This window comes from Herbaspirillum sp. RTI4 (assembly GCF_034313965.1).
In the GTDB taxonomy this organism is placed as follows: Bacteria; Pseudomonadota; Gammaproteobacteria; order Burkholderiales; family Burkholderiaceae_D; genus Herbaspirillum.
Genome location: NZ_JAVIWQ010000002.1, coordinates 3458244 through 3474329 on the forward strand (window position 1 = coordinate 3458244; position 16086 = coordinate 3474329).

The following is a 16086-nucleotide window of genomic DNA, read 5'->3' on the forward strand; positions in this document are numbered from 1 at the left end:
TCGCCCCACACAGAAGCAAAAATGATAATCCGGCTCTAGCCTTCGGCTGGCGCAATCGATAGTCCCGGAACACCGGCGCGCCAAATGACGAGGATGCAGCGCCCCTACGCATCCGGGGCACGATTGATGAAATAAATCCCATGCGGCGAGCGGCCGACGTTGATCGTTGTAATCAGGGTTTTGGTTGCCAAATCAATCACGGCGACTTTTTTGCTCCAGCGCAAGGTCACCCACAGAAATTTGCCGTCCTCACTCACTTCCATGCAATCCGGCCCGCCCGGCACATTAATGGTGCCGACGTTTTCCATGGTTTTGGTGTCGATCACGCTGATATTGTTGGCCATGCGATTGGACACCAGTACATGGCGCTTATCACCGAGAAAACGGAAATTGTGAGCGCCAATCCCGGTTTTTATTTTCTTGACCACCGTCTGCGTTTTTGAATCGACGACCGCCACATAATCTTCGCCCATGATGCCGATCAGCAAATGCTGGTTATCCGGCGCCATGAGGACGCCGGCAGGGACTTTCCCTACCGCCATGGTCCATTTCACTTTCTGGGTAGCAAGATCAATTGCACTGAGTTGATCGCTGCCTTGCTGGGTGATGAATACGGTCGAACTATCCGCATCGAAAGCCATATGACTAGGCGTTTTTGGCAGGCGAACGCGATTGGCGAGTTTGAGTTCAACGCCGTCGTAGCGGTAGACATCGACGCGGTCAAGCCGCAAGGCATTGGAGACGAACCATTTCTGGTTGGGCGAAAAACCTATTTGGTAGGGATCAATGATGCCGCGCAAACGGCGTTGTTCCAGACCGCTTTTCGGATCGAGGAAAATCAGTTCGTTACCGGTTGCACTGGCGACAATCAATGAACTGTTGTCCGGCGTCGCCATCAGGTGATGTGGTTCTTTTCCTACAGAAAACGTACGCAATGCCTTGTAACTGGCCTGATCAATCAGCGTAACGCTTGCATCCCCCGAATTGAGGACAACGACGGTGCTGGCATACACCTGAGCCGCACTCAGGGCACAAACCAGCAACGCTACATAGGTAATAAGTCGACGCAACATGAACACCATTCTGGACAAAAATTTTAAATATCGGAACAGCCGAACGACAAAGCATGGCTCATAGGCAGTTTAACGTCTATCGCTCTCTTATGGCTGACAGAAGTCGCCCGATCTTTTATGGTTTACACTGTGCGACAGCGCGTTCGACAACAGGCGGCGCTATCATCGCCAGCCTGATTTCAGCTAACGTCGGCGATTTCTATCCGAAAATAACGCAATGAACACCCAACTTCACTGAACGCATAGCAATATGCACTACCAATGAAAGTTGTGCGAATCCATTTTATTAAAAGGAAACACATGTCTGCTACCTCTACTATCGTCACCGCTTCCGGCCTGGAATACGAAGACATCAAAGTCGGCACCGGCGATCAAGCCCAGCAAGGCAAGCATGTCAGCGTGCACTACACCGGATGGCTGCAAAATGCAGATGGCAGCGCCGGCAGCAAATTCGACTCCAGCAAGGACCGCGACGATCCATTCGGTTTTCCGCTGGGCGCCGGTCATGTGATCAAAGGCTGGGATGAAGGCGTCGAAGGCATGCAAGTCGGCGGCGTACGTCGACTCATCATTCCGGCAACACTGGGCTATGGCGCCCGCGGTGCTGGCGGCGTGATCCCCCCCAATGCCACCTTGATTTTCGAAGTCGAATTACTGGCAATCTGATAAGACCAAGTCTGCCGGCGCGCTTACTGCGCACCGGCAGATGCTTTATTTCCCTTTACCTGACCCGTATTTTCTTCCTGGTGGATGACTACATGAGCTTGCAAACCGAATTCGAACAAGCTGTTGCCGATTCGAAAAATTTATCCGAACGTCCCGACAACCTGACTTTGCTAAAAATGTATGGTTTCTACAAACAAGGCAGCAAGGGTGACGTGAGCGGCGAACGCCCCGGCATGACCGATTTCGTGGCACGCGCCAAATGGGATGCATGGGCCTCGCACAAAGGAACGACGCAAGAAGCCGCCATGCAGGAGTATCTGAATTTGTTCGCTGAATTAAAAAATCAATAACAAAATTCTGAAATTACGCAGCGCATCAGCGGAATCAAAGACCCCATCAAATGAGGGCGGCCAAGCAACCGTCCCGCCAGCCCCTTACCGGAAAGAAAAATGCATATTCCCATTGGTGCAGTTATTTTGAGCGTCGCCTTATTTGGCGCAGCGCTATCCGGATGCTCAACCCCCATCGCATCCGGCCCGAACGGCACGGTTGCCGAGTCTCGCATCTACATCAAGGATATGACCCGCCCTGCGCCAGGACTGGTAGAAGTGCAATTTGTGCGCGGCGAAACTTTGCTACGCAATGCCACCCAGATGGATGTGAGCATCAACGACGTTCTACTGGCAACAATGCTGCCGAAAGAGCATTTCAGCATCTGGGTCAAACCCAATACCTACCGCTTCAACGTCAAAACTTACATTACGCTGGCCAATACGGCCGACAACGGGAACGAACTGGAACTGCAGGTCAAAGATCGCGGCATTTATCACTTGCAAATCAGCAGCGGCCTGCAGAATCTGACATTAAAACAAGTTGATTAGCCTGAAGTTGATTAGCTTAATTCAGTCAGAAAACGCCTCATCCGATGCCAAAGCCCGGATCATCGCGCTCGGCTGGCAACTGCGGATACGGGCGCTGCCCTTGCTGCTGAGCCTCATCATCATGCTGGAAGACGATGTGGCCATGCTGGCATTGATGTTTTGCTAAGGAAGCGCTATTGCGCAAAACGAGCCAAGCAAGATCCGAGCGAGAGAGTAGACACTGCGTAGATGCCGCGATGGTGACGCGTACTACTTAATCAAAAATCCCACGACACCGTAAACAAAGCAGGGGCAGCCTTCAACGGCTGCCCCTGCTGCGTACGAACTTCGTTCGGTCAAACTACTCAGCCACGCTTTGATACTCCAGGATTAAGCAAATTCGACGGCGTCTCACCGGACAAGGCAGCAATCAGGTTACTTGCCGCGCAATGCGCCATCGCCAGCCTGGTCGGCACCGACGCGCTGCCGATATGCGGTGTCAGCACGACGTTTTTCAGTTGCAGAAAATCCGGATGCAACGCCGGTTCATTTTCAAACACATCGAGCCCGGCAGCGGCAATCGTCCCGGCGCGCAAAGCCGCAATCAGCGCCACGTCATCCACAATTCCCCCGCGCGCGATATTGACCAGCGTCGCCTGCGGCTTCATCAGCGCCAGCTCCGCCGCGCCTATCGTATGGTGAGATTGCTTCGAGTACGGCAATACCAGCACCACATGATCTGCCTGCCGCAGCAACTCTTCCTTGCTGACATATTGCGCATGGTTAGCGCGCTGTTCCAGCTCGGGTGCCAGACGTGAGCGGTTGTGATAAATCACCTTCATATCGAAACCCAGCGAGCGGCGCGCCACTGCCTGACCGATACGCCCCATGCCGATCACTCCCAAGGTCGCGCCATGGATATCAGGGCCGACAAACCCGTCGTAAGTCCATTTTTTCCAGTGCCCGGCGCGCAGCCACTGCTCTGCTTCGGTCACTCTGCGCGCCGTTGCCATCAGCAAAGTCCAGGCAAAATCGGCCGTGGTTTCATTGAGCACATCGGGAGTATTGCTAACCATAATCCCGGCGCTGGTAGCCGCTTCCACATCGATATTGTTGTACCCGACCGCCGTGTTGCAAACGGCCTTCAGCGTAGGATTGGCCTTAAACAGACCGGCGGTAATCGCCTCGCTGGAAGTGGCTATCAAGCCCTCTTTTCCGGCGACACGGGCAATCAATTCGTCGGCAGAAAAAATACGATCTTCCTGATTCGACTCCACCTCAAAATGCTGGCTCAAGCGCTCCAAAACTTCAGGGAAGGTAGCGCGGGCAACGAATATCCTGGATTTCATGCGGTCTCTTTTTGGTTCGGGTTAAAGGATAAAAAGGAAGCTCATTACGATAAATATCGGCAACAGGATGGTACACGACCATCCCATATAGCCAAAGAAGGATGGCATGCGTACGCCATGCGCTTCAGCGATGGACTTGACCATCAGGTTCGGTGCATTGCCGATATAGGTCATTGCGCCCATGAACACCGCGCCCGCTGAAATCGCTGCCAGCGTCGAAGCTAGCGTCGTCATCAGCGTCGCCGCGTCGCCCGAAGCGGTATTGAAAAACACCAGATAGGTCGGGGCGTTATCCAGAAACGAAGACAGGATGCCCGTGACCCAGAAATACATCAGATCGACCGGCTGGCCGTCAGGCCCCGTCACGGCCTTCACCACGCTGGAAAATGCGCCCTGCTCGCCGGCGCGCAACATGGCGATTACGGGAATGATGGTCAGAAAAATGGCGGCGAACAATTTCGCCACTTCCGCAATCGGCCCCCAGGTAAAGTCGTTATCCTTGCGCGCCGTCTTGGGCGTCATCCATAGCGAGAGAAATACCACCACGAAAAGGAAGCCATCGCGCACCAGATTCTGCAATTCGACTGGCGTACCCAGCAGGGAAAAGCTGATGCCGGGCTTCCATAAGCCACTCATCAATACCAGTCCGACCACAGCTACCAGCAGGATGAAATTCATGCTGCCATCGAAACTCAGACGCGGAGCGACGAAATCATCGCTAACAACAACCGCCCGCCGCAGGCTCTCCCGTGGCAAATAGTAATAGCGCTCGATCAGATAGAACACTGCCAGCAGAGACAGGCAAACGAACAAGGTATGCGGAAAAATATGGCGCATGGTCCAGAAAAAATCGACGCCTTTCAGAAACCCCAGGAACAACGGCGGATCACCCAGGGGGGTCAGCGCACCACCGGCATTGGCAACCAGAAAAATGAAAAACACCACCACATGCGCAGCCTCGCGTCGATTGCCGTTGGCGCGCAACAGCGGTCGAATCAGCAGCATGGATGCGCCGGTCGTCCCCATCAAACTGGCCAAAAAAGTACCCAGTCCCAGGATGCAGGTATTCAATGCTGGCGTGCCGCGTAAATCGCCACGCACGCAAATCCCGCCGGCCACCACATACAGTGCGGTCAGCAGCGCAATGAAGGGAATATATTCCGCGACCATCGCATGCACCGCGCCTGCCGCAGCGGGCATGATGCCGAATTGCACCGCGAACGGCAGCAACAGGCTCAGCGACCATGCCGCCGCAATTTTGCCGAAATGCCTGTGCCAGAACACCGGTGCCAACAGCGGCCAGAGCGCAATCGACAGCAGCATGCCGATGAAGGGAACCGCCCAGGCCGGCGACAGTTGCGTGCCATCCAGCTCAGCTGCGAGGCATAAGCCCGGCAGCATGGTAAAAACGAGTAAGAGCAAAGCGAATATTTTTTTATGCACTGAAATTCCTGATTGAAATAAAAAACAGAGGTTTTACGCAAAAAGCCGCTGGCTAGCGCATTGTCGCAGGCAGTATAAGTATCACGGAAAGGCGATGGAACAACGCCAGCGGGCTTTTGCGTAAGTCCTAAACAAAGAGGTCTCGGCCAGAGCCAGATAACAATGCATTTGTGAGTGCGGATGCGCGGCAGACATTGACTGCCTGCCCGCCCAAAAAAACGGTGCCGGCTAAGACAAGGAGCGGCAAGAACGATAGCCGACGGTAAACCAGACTGAAATACGGCGCAAGGACAAAGCAAAACCGCGCCCGGGAAATTGATTTCTCATATTTGCTTATAGTGAAACGGTATATCGCAGATTTGTGAGAAAGGTCGAATTGTCTTAAAATACAAGGCTTTGCGTGATTTTGCACTGGCCTCGCACAAATAAGCGCACGAGTAGGTGCACAAGTAGGTGCACAACTAAGCGCCCGGTGAGTAGTCAGTGGTAGCCGGCGAGCATGGCTCTTCTGCCTCATAATCCGTACCAGGATCGTTGATACAGTTCAGTACAATGGAGCAGCAACGCGTCATAGTGCCACTGTTTGCAATGCGGTTTGCCATTGAAGTTAAGAAAAATTTATAGAAGGATTGTTATGACTCACGTTGTGACCGAATCGTGCATTCGCTGCCGTTATACGGATTGCGTCGATGTATGCCCGGTTGATTGTTTCCGCGAAGGGCCGAATTTCCTCTCCATCGATCCTGACGAATGCATCGACTGTGCCGTCTGCGTGGCCGAATGCCCGGTCAATGCCATTTATGCAGAAGAAGACGTCCCGGCCGATCAGCAAGAATTCATCAAGTTGAATGAGCAATTGTCGCGCAACTGGCCTTCCATCACCAAAACCAAACCGGCCCTGTCCGATGCGGAAGAGTGGAAAGACGTCACGCACAAGCTGGAATTCCTCCAGCGCTAAATTCAAGCCAGGTTAAGCACCCCCGTTATTGAGAAAAACCGTCCTGATCGCATGGCTGAAGATAGCCGTTGAAACGATCTGGTCGGCCTCCCTTGCCACAGAAAGTTATCGCATGAATACCATCGCCAAGCCGGATTCGGCTGTGAACCGCCACGACAACGCAGCGCCGATTGAAACCGATGCCGTCATCATTGGTGCCGGTCCGGTAGGACTGTTTCAGGTTTTTGAACTTGGCCTGCTCGAAATCAAGGCCCATGTCATCGATTCTCTGGCAACCGTCGGCGGCCAGTGCGTAGAGCTGTATCCCGACAAGCCAATTTACGACATCCCTGCTGTACCAGTCTGCACCGGTCAGGAATTGACCGACAATCTGCTCAAGCAGATCGAACCCTTCGCGCCCACCTTCCATCTCGGACAAGAAGTCACCTTGCTGCACAAGCGTGAAGACGGCCGTTTCGATGTCGAAACCTCGGCAGGAACCACATTCATAAGCAAGACCATTTTCATCGCCGCAGGCGTCGGTTCATTCCAGGCACGCACCCTGAAAGTGGATGGCATCGAACAGTTCGAAGGCACGCAACTGCACTACCGCGTCAAGGACCCGTCGCTGTTCACAGGACGCAATATTGTCATTTGCGGCGGCGGCGACTCGGCTTTGGACTGGGCGCTGAATTTCGTCGGCAAGGCGGAATCGGTCGTACTGCTGCATCGCCGCGATGATTTCCGCGCCGCGCCTGCTTCTGTTTCAAAAATGAAACAATTGTGCGAAGACTACGAAATGCAATTCCTGACGGGCCAGGTCACCGGTTTTGAGACCAAGGATGACAAGCTGACTGAAATCAAGGTCAGCGGCGCAGATGGCGTAACCCGTCGCATGCCGCTGGACATGCTGCTGGTGTTTTTCGGCCTGTCGCCTAAACTCGGCCCGATCGCCGATTGGGGCCTGGACATTGAGCGCAAGCAACTCAAAGTGGTCGATACCGAAAAGTTCGAAACCAACATCCCCGGCATCTTCGCCGTAGGCGATATCAACACCTACCCAGGGAAAAAGAAGCTCATCCTGTCCGGCTTCCACGAAGCTGCACTGGCCGCTTTCGGCGCAGCGCCTTACATTTTCCCCGACAAGAAAATCCATATGCAGTACACCACTACGTCGCCGAAACTGCACAAGATCCTGGGCGTTGAATCACCCACTTTCGACTAAGCAATGACGGCATCAACGCAATACATCTGCAATACCATCCGTATTACGCTCCTCAATACGGCGTGACAGGCAAGCAAGTCGCCTGCACGCCGCCCTTCCTTACCGCCTCCCTGGATGCAGCCAGCCAGTTTCACCCTCCTGACGCAAGGAATGGGAAATGCTGCCGATAACTTACCTAAGTGCTCTATAGCAAGGCACAATGCAGCATCCTCAAGAGATCCTGCCTTTGCAGTGGCGCTGAATCAGCTTACAAAAAACGTATAAAGAACCGATTCGGGCAAACTTGCTCCGCCCATTTGCACCATTTCTGCACACAGAATCCGGCAATTTTAAAAAAACTGATAGAATATTGCATTGCAACATAGCTAGATAATAGCAACGGTCTCTCCAGGGGGACCGGTAAATTTGCCCGCTTACTTGCCAGCTTATATTTATAAGAGGTCCCCCATGCTGTATCAGCTCCATGAACTCAATCGCAATTTCCTGCACCCGTTAATGCAATGGGCAGAAAACTCCGCCAAATTGTTTTCCAACCCGATTTCACCTCTGGCGCATACCCCGTTTGCACAGGGCATGGCGGCCGGTTCGGAATTATTGTTCCGACTCGGAAAAAGCTACGAAAAACCCGAATTCCTGATTACCGACACCCTGGTCGGCGGCAAAACCGTCGCCATCGTTGAAGAAGTCACTGTCAGCAAGGCATTTTGCCGTTTGCTGCACTTCAAAAAAGACCTGAGCGCCAAAGATGTCAAGGCTCTGAAGCAACCGACGGTGCTGCTGGTTGCTCCGCTCTCCGGTCACCATGCCACGCTGCTGCGCGACACCGTACGTGGTCTGCTGCCTGAACACGACGTCTACATCACCGACTGGACCGACGCCCGCACCGTCCCGCTGACAGAAGGCCCCTTCCATCTGCATGACTACGTGTACTACGTCCAGGACTTCATCCGCCAGCTCGGCCCCGATCTGCACGTCATTTCGGTTTGCCAGCCAACCGTACCGGTACTGGCCGCCATTGCGCTCATGGCCACCGCCAAAGACTCAAAACTGCCAAAGTCGATGACCATGATGGGCGGCCCTATCGACGGTCGCAAATCACCGACCGCAGTCAACAATCTGGCGACTGAAAAACCGTTTTCCTGGTTTGAAAATACCGTGATCTACAGCGTCCCGGCCAATTTCCCCGCCGCCGGCCGCAGGGTCTACCCGGGCTTCCTGCAACACGCCGGCTTTGTCGCGATGAATCCGCAGCGCCACACGCAGAGCCACTGGGACTTCTACAAGCACCTGTATGCAGGCGATCAGGAATCGGCCGCAGAACATCGCAAGTTCTACGACGAATACAACGCCGTGCTCGACATGCCTGCCGAGTTCTACCTGGAAACCATCAAGATCGTGTTCCAGGATTTCAACCTGCCGCTGGGCACCTGGGAAATCGAAGGCAAACTGGTGCGGCCGCAAGACATCAAAACCGTCGCGCTGCTGACCATCGAAGGCGAACTCGACGATATTTCAGGTTCCGGCCAGACCGAAGCCGCACAAGCGCTCTGCGCAGGAATACCGGCTGGCAACAAGGAACACTTCACCGCACCGCAATGTGGTCATTACGGCATTTTTGCCGGACGCCGCTGGCGTGAAGTGATTTGCCCGAAAATCAGCACCTTCATCAAAACTCACGCCGGATAAAACGCAGGCCTGAAACCTGCATGGCATGACTCAACAGTGATAACTCAATGGCATGGCTCGATGGCATGATTCAGCGGCAAACCTGCCAGCGATTCATGCCAGCGAAGCACCCCCTAAGCTTATTTTCCTTCTGCTTATTTCACTTCTGCTTACTTCCCTGCCGTTGATTGCCCACACCCGTGATCCAGCCAGACTTCTGCGCTGCCCCGTTCGCCCTTGTCGAAATTGACCGGGCTGTTGATCAGGTAAAACCCCTCACTGCCATCGCTGAACCGCGCGCCCGTCAACAATAATGACTGCGCACCCATCGCACGCCGCGCGTAGGGACTCATCGCCGCTGCCAGCTTAAACGGATTGCGCCCCTCCAGATTGCTCCCCACCAGCCGCATCACCCAATACCGATGTTCATCCAGCATCAAGGGCTGCCACTGCTCAGGCGTATCGGCCTCATGCGAACGCAAGGCCTCGGGAAAATCGGCACGCAGGCAATCGATATGCAGATGCAATTGCAACTGACTGCGCGCCGCCGCCGAATTGACTTCAATCCCGATCTGCTCGCGCGCCAGCGGCTTACCCAACATTTCCCCCACGCGATAACGCTGCTCCCAGGCAAAAGCCCAGAAATTCGGCGCATCCTCATTGAGCAACTCAGGGCTCTCTATGCCACTGATACGCGCCGTAGGCAGCAACAAAAACTGCGCCACGCCGACGATATCCTTCAGCACCACAAAGCCGCGCTGCGTATCGACCAGATGGCAGGGAGCGGGATTATTGCCGCCAAGCGCGCCAGGAACGCACTCCTGATGAACGATTTCCCACAACTTGTCGGGATTGGCCGCTCGGAGCGGTGCAGATAACAGCAGCATCGAGCCCAGCACGAGCGCAGCGCGCAGCAAACTTTTCATCTTGAACACCCTTAAAAAATAGAAAAACCAGGACTTACGCAAAAGCAGGGAACAGAAAACAGGAAAACCCCACGCTCCACACAATAACAGGACGTCTTTTGTCCGATTTCATTGGCCAGCACCGGTTTGCCCCATAATACGGTTTTATGCCTACGGCTATCCGCTGACTCATCGTGTCCTCCCCTTCTGCACCCGCGGCACCCACCGCACCCACCCTTGCCGACCGCATCGAAGATCTGCTACCGCAAACCCAATGCACCAAATGCGGTTATGCCGGTTGCCGTCCCTACGCAGAAGCCATTGCGGCCGGTAGCGCGACTTACAACCAATGCCCGCCCGGTGGCCAGCAAGGCATACAGCGACTGGCCACGCTGCTCGGAAAACCCGTCATCCCGCTCAATCCGGTCAACGGACACGAAGGCCCGCGCAGGCTGGCGGTCATCGACGAAGCCCTGTGCATAGGCTGCACCCTGTGCATACAAGCCTGCCCGGTCGACGCCATACTCGGCGCGGCCAAGCAGATGCACACCATCATCAACAGTTTGTGTACCGGCTGCGACCTGTGCGTCGCGCCCTGCCCGGTCGATTGCATCGCCATGGAAGACATCACTCCCGGCCTGAGCGGTTGGGATGCCTGGACGCAAGAACAAGCCGATGCTGCCCGCCATCGCCACGATCTGCGCGCCGCCCGTCTGCAACGCGAAAAACAGGAAAACGACGCCCGACTGGCCGCCAAAGCCGCCGCCAAACTCAAGGAAATCAGCGCAGAAACCCCGCTGACACCGGAGCTGCGCGCAGAACAGCAGCGCAAACAAGCCATCATCACGGCCGCGATTGAACGGGCGCGGCTGAAAAAAGAACAAAGCAAGGGTCAGGAACCAGAATGAATGCGGACAAGCGCCGGGCGATTTTCGAACGTCTGCGGGAAGCCAACCCGCACCCCACGACAGAACTCGAATACAGCACGCCCTTCGAGCTGCTGATCGCCGTCCTGCTCTCGGCGCAGGCCACCGATGTCTCGGTCAACAAAGCCACACGCAAGCTGTATCCGGTTGCCAATACGCCGGCGGCAATTCATGCCCTGGGGGTCGATGAACTGATGACCTATATTCAAACCATAGGCCTCTACCGCACCAAGGCAAAAAACGTGATCGCCACCTGCCGCATCCTGCTCGATGAGCATGAGGGCGAAGTGCCGCGTACGCGTGAGGCGCTGGAGGCCTTGCCGGGAGTAGGACGCAAGACCGCCAACGTCGTCCTCAATACGGCCTTCGGCGAACCCACTATCGCCGTCGACACCCACATTTTCCGCGTCTCCAACCGGACCCATCTGGCTCCCGGCAAAACGGTAGAGATCGTAGAAACCAAGCTGATGAAATTTGTCGCACCCGAATTTATGCAGGACGCCCATCACTGGCTGATTCTGCACGGCCGCTACACCTGCACTGCGCGCTCGCCAAAGTGCTGGAACTGCCTCATTGCCGATCTGTGCGAATACAAAACCAAAACGCCGCTGCCGGCAAAAGCGGTGTAAAAAAACCGCGAATCCGCCCGCAACGTACAATGCGGATTGACTCTTTCCAGTACCCAATCCCCTGCAATGTTCAATCCCTCCCAACACGACGTGCGCCGTTTCTTTTGCGAGACCTACCGCAAACATCGCGCCAACGAAATTCTGACGCCGCTGGAAGCCATGGCCTGCGACTGGCTGGTGCAACACCCGGAATACGAATCTGCGCTGGAAGATGTAGAACGCGCACTGGAAACCGACTATTCCGTCGAACAAGGGCAAGCCAATCCCTTCCTGCATCTGTCCATGCACCTGTCGATTTCCGAGCAGTTATCGATCGATCAGCCGCCCGGCATCCGCGCCGCTTATCTGGCGCTGGCGCAACGACGCGGATCAGAGCATGAGGCGCATCACGAAATTATGGAATGTCTGGGGCAAATGATCTGGAACTCCCAGCGCAACGGTTTGCCGCCGGATGGCGCCGCTTACATCGAGAGCATACGACGCCGCTAAGCCACAGCAGGAAGCAAACCAGCAAGAAAAAAGCCACGGCAAATAATTTGCAGTGGCTTTTTTGTTGCCGCAAACGCTGCTGCGACAGGTTTATGGCTTCTTTTTACTTACGCACTACCAGCGAACCCTTCAGGCTGCCAAGGTAGGCAGAGATATCGGCAATATCCTTATCCGACAGCGGCTTGACCTGTGCGCCCATGATCGCATTGCTGCGACCGTTGACGGCAGCACCGCCACGTTTGTAGGTCAGCAAGGCATGCTTGAGGTAATCGGCATGCTGCCCGGCCAGCTTAGGGTAGGAAGAGTCCAGCGGGCTGTTGTAATCCTCGCCGTGGCAAGCCGCGCAATTGTATTTTTTCATCAGCGCCTTGCCGGAGTCGATATTGCCGCTCGCGACAGCGTTGAAGGACAGCAACGATGTGAACGTCAGCAGAGACGCCATCACACATTTATTCACGAAATTAGTCATCTCCGGCTTCCTTATTTTTGTTGTGCGTAATAGGCGGCCACATCCGCGATGTCCTGATCGGACAGGCTCGCTGCAATACCATGCATGGATGGATTATTGCGATCGCCCTTCTGGTAGGCCTTCAATGCATTCTCCAGATATTTGGCCGACTGGCCGCCAAGCATGGGCACCGGAAAGACTTCAGGATACGAGGCCCTGTAACCAGAGATGCCATGGCAGCCTATGCACATGGACACTTTATTTTCAGCCGCCAGAGGATTGCCGACAATGTCCGCCGCAACAGCGGAGCCGACACCGCCTGCGAACGCGAGGAATACGAAGAGTTTTTTCATAGTAGCAGGGGTAATGGGAACGAAAACTGACTGAACACAAGGCGCAACCGATCGAAATCAGCCACACCGGCCACATCCAGCACACCAAGTTGGTCAAACTTTTTTTATATGTTGGTCAGGCGTACGTCGGCACAAGCATGCCTACCCACCGCTGAAAACGATTGATTCTAACTCGGGAAGGCACCGCCCGTCCATTTACTGCTACAGACCGCTCATCCAAAAGAGGCCGCGCCGACAAAACAGCCCAGAGACCAAGGCCACTTTTTTTTACCTTATTTGTTTTACCTTATACTCAGACCACTCCATTCTTCCACGACCCTCCCATGCCCTCCCAGACACGTTTTGAAGGTTCCAAAAGCTACGTCGCCACCGACGATCTCAAACTGGCTGTCAATGCCGCCCTCACCCTGCAACGCCCCCTGCTGATCAAGGGCGAGCCCGGCACCGGCAAAACCATGCTGGCCGAAGAAGTCGCCGCCGCCCTGGGACGCCCGCTGTTGCAATGGCACATCAAATCGACCACCAAGGCGCAGCAGGGTCTGTACGAATACGACGCCGTCTCGCGCCTGCGCGACTCCCAGCTCGGCGACGCCCGGGTCAAGGACATCCACAACTACATCGTCAAGGGCGTCCTGTGGGAAGCGTTTACCGCCGAAGAGCCGGTCGTGGTGCTGATCGACGAGATCGACAAGGCCGACATCGAATTCCCCAACGACTTGTTGCGTGAAATCGACCGCATGGAGTTTTACGTCTACGAAACGCGCGAAATGATCCGCGCCGTCCATCGCCCGCTGGTCATCATCACGTCCAACAATGAAAAAGAACTGCCGGACGCCTTTTTGCGCCGCTGCTTTTTTCACTACATCAAATTCCCCGACCCGGAAACCATGCAGCGCATCGTCGACGTCCACTTCCCCGACCTCAAGCGCGACTTGCTCACGCAGGCCCTGCACAGTTTTTACGAAGTGCGCGACGTCCCCGGTCTGAAGAAAAAACCCTCCACTTCGGAACTGATCGACTGGCTCAAGCTGCTGCTGGCCGAAGACATTCCACTGGAAGCCCTGCGCAGTCAGGATGCCAAAACACTGATCCCGCCACTGCACGGCGCGCTGCTGAAAAACGAGCAGGATGTCCATTTGTTCGAGCGCATCATCGCCATGTCGCGCAACCATCGCTGATTCGCGGATACCTGTCTCACTGAAAACCCGCACCACCACCCTCCACCCGACTCAGGGAGCTTGCCATGCATTTTCTGCACCCCATCACACTCAAAGGCCATTACGCCACGCTGGAACCGCTCACGCTGGAACACCACGACGCGCTCATTGCAGCCGTGTCGGATGGCAAGCTGTGGAAGCTCTGGTACACCTCGGTTCCCAAACCGGAAAACATGGAAGCCGAAATTCGCCGCCGCCTCGACGTGCAAGCGGCTGGCGGGATGCAAGCCTTCGTTGTGCGTCGCGTCGATACCGGCGCGCTATGCGGCATGACCAACTTCATGCATGTGGACGAGGTCAATCGCCGGGTTGAAATCGGCGCCACCTGGTACGCCACCAGCGCGCAGCGAACCGGCATCAATACCGAATGCAAGCTGATGCTGCTCAGTCACGCCTTTGAGAACATGAACTGCATCGCCGTCGAATTCCGCACCCACTGGGTCAACCAGCAGTCGCGCGCAGCGATCGCCCGGCTCGGCGCCAAACAGGACGGCATCTTGCGCAACCACCAGCGCCTGCCCGACGGCTCATTGCGCGACACGGTGGTATTTTCCATCATCGATAGCGAATGGCCGACCATCAAACGGCATCTGCATTTCAAGCTGGGGCGCTAAAAACTGGCAGCAACGGCCGATAGCGCCGTCCAGAGACAAGCCACCCGCCCCACCCATCATTGCCGCACAGATATTCCTCTACGATGCTGATTGATTTCTTTTTCAAACTGAAAGACGCCCGGATTCCGGTTTCCCTGCGGGAATTCCTGAATCTGCTCGACGCGCTCAAACACCAGGTCATCGCCCCCTCGCTCGACGAGTTCTACTACCTGGCGCGTCTGACCATGGTCAAGGACGAAGCGCATTACGACAAATTCGACAAGGCCTTCGGCAGCTACTTCAAGGGCATCGACTTCCTGTTCGAAAAAAATCCCGAAGTCGCCCTAGACTGGCTGGTGCAACGCATGCAGCGCCAGCTCACGCCGGAACAAAAAGCCCAACTGGAAAAATTCGGCTACGACAAGCTGATGGAGAGACTCAAGCAACTGCTGGAGGAGCAGAAAGAACGGCACGAAGGCGGCAGCAAATGGATAGGCACCGGCGGCAGTTCGCCGTTCGGCAACGGCGGCTTCAACCCGGAAGGCATCCGCATCGGCGGCCAGAGCCGCAATCGCAGCGCGGTGAAGGTATGGGAAACACGCGCCTTCCAGGACTACGACAGCGAGCGCGAACTCGGCACCCGCAACATCAAGGTCGCGCTAAGGCGTCTGCGCAAATTCGCCCGTACCGGCGCGCAAGAGGAACTGGCGCTCAACGACACCATCCGCGCCACGGCCGACAACGCCGGCTATCTCGATATCCGCATGCAGGCCGAGCGCAAGAACAACATCAAGATACTCATGCTGCTCGACGTCGGCGGTTCGATGGACGACCACATAGCGCGCACCGAAGAATTGTTTTCCGCCGCCAAGACTGAGTTCAAGAATATGGAATTTTTCTACTTCCATAACTGCGTCTACGACCATCTCTGGAAAAACAACCGCCGCCGCCATGCCGAACGCTTCCCGACCTGGGACGTGCTGCGCAAATATCCGGCCGACACCAAACTGATTTTCGTCGGCGACGCCACCATGAGTCCGTATGAAATCGTGCAACCGGGCGGCGCGGTTGAATATACCAACGAAGAAGCGGGCGCAGTCTGGCTGCAACGCTTCACCGCCGCCTTTCCGCATTACGTCTGGCTCAATCCCGAAGCCGAAGGCTTGTGGCAATACCGGCAATCGATCGCACTGATCCGCGAAATCGTCGGTGATCGCATGTTCAGCCTGACCATAGACGGGCTGGAACGGGCGATGCGGGTACTCAGCAAATAAGCTCCCCGCTCCTTACCCCTGCGCCGACGCGCGT

At 55.5% G+C, this 16086-nt stretch carries 19 protein-coding genes; 13 read left to right on the plus strand and 6 right to left on the minus strand.

Going from position 1 to position 16086, the window contains the following annotated elements; all coding sequences use genetic code 11:
- Positions 1-104: 104 nt before the first annotated feature.
- Positions 105-1073, minus strand: coding sequence for a beta-propeller fold lactonase family protein (locus RGU70_RS15445; protein WP_322210277.1), 969 nt, complete (start codon positions 1071-1073; stop codon positions 105-107).
- Positions 1074-1373: 300 nt separating this feature from the next.
- On the opposite strand from RGU70_RS15445, the gene RGU70_RS15450 reads away from it, so the two are divergent.
- The 4 genes from RGU70_RS15450 (at position 1374) to RGU70_RS15465 (ending at position 2786) form a co-directional block, all read left to right on the plus strand.
- A complete protein-coding gene (locus tag RGU70_RS15450; protein WP_322210278.1) occupies positions 1374-1739 on the plus strand; it encodes an FKBP-type peptidyl-prolyl cis-trans isomerase in 366 nt (121 codons plus the stop codon).
- A 92-nt stretch (positions 1740-1831) separates the two neighbouring features.
- Entirely contained in the window at positions 1832-2089 is a 258-nt protein-coding gene (locus RGU70_RS15455) for an acyl-CoA-binding protein (RefSeq protein WP_322210279.1), read from the plus strand.
- Between the two features lie 99 nt (positions 2090-2188).
- The gene (locus RGU70_RS15460) at positions 2189-2620 is read left to right on the plus strand and encodes an NAD-GH domain containing protein (RefSeq protein ID WP_322210280.1); all 432 of its coding nucleotides are present in this window, start codon (positions 2189-2191) and stop codon (positions 2618-2620) included.
- 7 nt (positions 2621-2627) lie between these two features.
- Positions 2628-2786, plus strand: coding sequence for a hypothetical protein (locus tag RGU70_RS15465; protein WP_322210281.1), 159 nt, complete (start codon positions 2628-2630; stop codon positions 2784-2786).
- 178 nt (positions 2787-2964) lie between these two features.
- Here the strand turns inward: RGU70_RS15465 and RGU70_RS15470 are convergent, their stop codons facing one another.
- Both RGU70_RS15470 and RGU70_RS15475 read right to left on the minus strand, forming a co-directional pair.
- Entirely contained in the window at positions 2965-3948 is a 984-nt protein-coding gene (locus RGU70_RS15470) for a D-glycerate dehydrogenase (RefSeq protein ID WP_322210282.1), read from the minus strand.
- 21 nt (positions 3949-3969) lie between these two features.
- A complete protein-coding gene (locus RGU70_RS15475) occupies positions 3970-5349 on the minus strand; it encodes a sodium:proton antiporter (RefSeq protein WP_322210824.1) in 1380 nt (459 codons plus the stop codon).
- A gap of 676 nt (positions 5350-6025) precedes the next feature.
- Between RGU70_RS15475 and fdxA the strand changes: the two genes are divergently transcribed.
- The 3 genes from fdxA to RGU70_RS15490 all read left to right on the plus strand — a co-directional run bounded on the left by fdxA (position 6026) and on the right by RGU70_RS15490 (position 9239).
- On the plus strand, positions 6026-6349 hold the full coding sequence (gene fdxA / locus RGU70_RS15480) for a ferredoxin FdxA (RefSeq protein ID WP_322210283.1): 324 nt from the start codon (positions 6026-6028) through the stop codon (positions 6347-6349).
- 112 nt (positions 6350-6461) lie between these two features.
- Positions 6462-7553, plus strand: coding sequence for an NAD(P)/FAD-dependent oxidoreductase (locus tag RGU70_RS15485; RefSeq protein ID WP_322210284.1), 1092 nt, complete (start codon positions 6462-6464; stop codon positions 7551-7553).
- 447 nt (positions 7554-8000) lie between these two features.
- Positions 8001-9239 carry a polyhydroxyalkanoate depolymerase gene (locus tag RGU70_RS15490; protein ID WP_322210285.1) on the plus strand — a complete coding sequence of 413 codons (1239 nt, stop codon included), beginning with the start codon at positions 8001-8003 and terminating at the stop codon, positions 9237-9239.
- 149 nt (positions 9240-9388) lie between these two features.
- Here RGU70_RS15490 and RGU70_RS15495 read toward each other — a convergent pair whose 3' ends face one another.
- Positions 9389-10144, minus strand: coding sequence for a CDP-diacylglycerol diphosphatase (locus tag RGU70_RS15495; protein ID WP_322210286.1), 756 nt, complete (start codon positions 10142-10144; stop codon positions 9389-9391).
- A gap of 173 nt (positions 10145-10317) precedes the next feature.
- Here RGU70_RS15495 and rsxB point away from each other — a divergent pair, with 173 nt between their 5' ends.
- The 3 genes from rsxB to RGU70_RS15510 all read left to right on the plus strand — a co-directional run bounded on the left by rsxB (position 10318) and on the right by RGU70_RS15510 (position 12167).
- Complete coding sequence (rsxB, locus tag RGU70_RS15500; RefSeq protein WP_322210287.1) at positions 10318-11031, plus strand: electron transport complex subunit RsxB; 714 nt, start codon at positions 10318-10320, stop codon at positions 11029-11031.
- On the plus strand, positions 11028-11678 hold the full coding sequence (gene nth / locus RGU70_RS15505) for an endonuclease III (protein ID WP_322210288.1): 651 nt from the start codon (positions 11028-11030) through the stop codon (positions 11676-11678). The genes rsxB and nth overlap by 4 nt, the downstream gene beginning before the upstream one ends.
- A gap of 66 nt (positions 11679-11744) precedes the next feature.
- Complete coding sequence (locus RGU70_RS15510) at positions 11745-12167, plus strand: DUF1841 family protein (RefSeq protein WP_322210289.1); 423 nt, start codon at positions 11745-11747, stop codon at positions 12165-12167.
- 103 nt (positions 12168-12270) lie between these two features.
- Here RGU70_RS15510 and RGU70_RS15515 read toward each other — a convergent pair whose 3' ends face one another.
- Together RGU70_RS15515 and RGU70_RS15520 are read right to left on the minus strand one after the other, a co-directional pair.
- Positions 12271-12636, minus strand: a complete 366-nt coding sequence (locus RGU70_RS15515) for a cytochrome c (RefSeq protein WP_322210290.1) — start codon at positions 12634-12636, stop codon at positions 12271-12273.
- Between the two features lie 11 nt (positions 12637-12647).
- Positions 12648-12968, minus strand: coding sequence for a cytochrome c (locus RGU70_RS15520; RefSeq protein WP_322210291.1), 321 nt, complete (start codon positions 12966-12968; stop codon positions 12648-12650).
- A 323-nt stretch (positions 12969-13291) separates the two neighbouring features.
- Between RGU70_RS15520 and RGU70_RS15525 the strand changes: the two genes are divergently transcribed.
- From RGU70_RS15525 to RGU70_RS15535, 3 genes are all read left to right on the plus strand, one after another.
- Positions 13292-14146, plus strand: coding sequence for a MoxR family ATPase (locus tag RGU70_RS15525; protein ID WP_322210292.1), 855 nt, complete (start codon positions 13292-13294; stop codon positions 14144-14146).
- A 65-nt stretch (positions 14147-14211) separates the two neighbouring features.
- On the plus strand, positions 14212-14799 hold the full coding sequence (locus tag RGU70_RS15530) for a GNAT family protein (protein ID WP_322210293.1): 588 nt from the start codon (positions 14212-14214) through the stop codon (positions 14797-14799).
- 83 nt (positions 14800-14882) lie between these two features.
- Complete coding sequence (locus tag RGU70_RS15535; protein WP_322210294.1) at positions 14883-16052, plus strand: vWA domain-containing protein; 1170 nt, start codon at positions 14883-14885, stop codon at positions 16050-16052.
- The last annotated feature ends 34 nt before the right edge of the window (positions 16053-16086 follow it).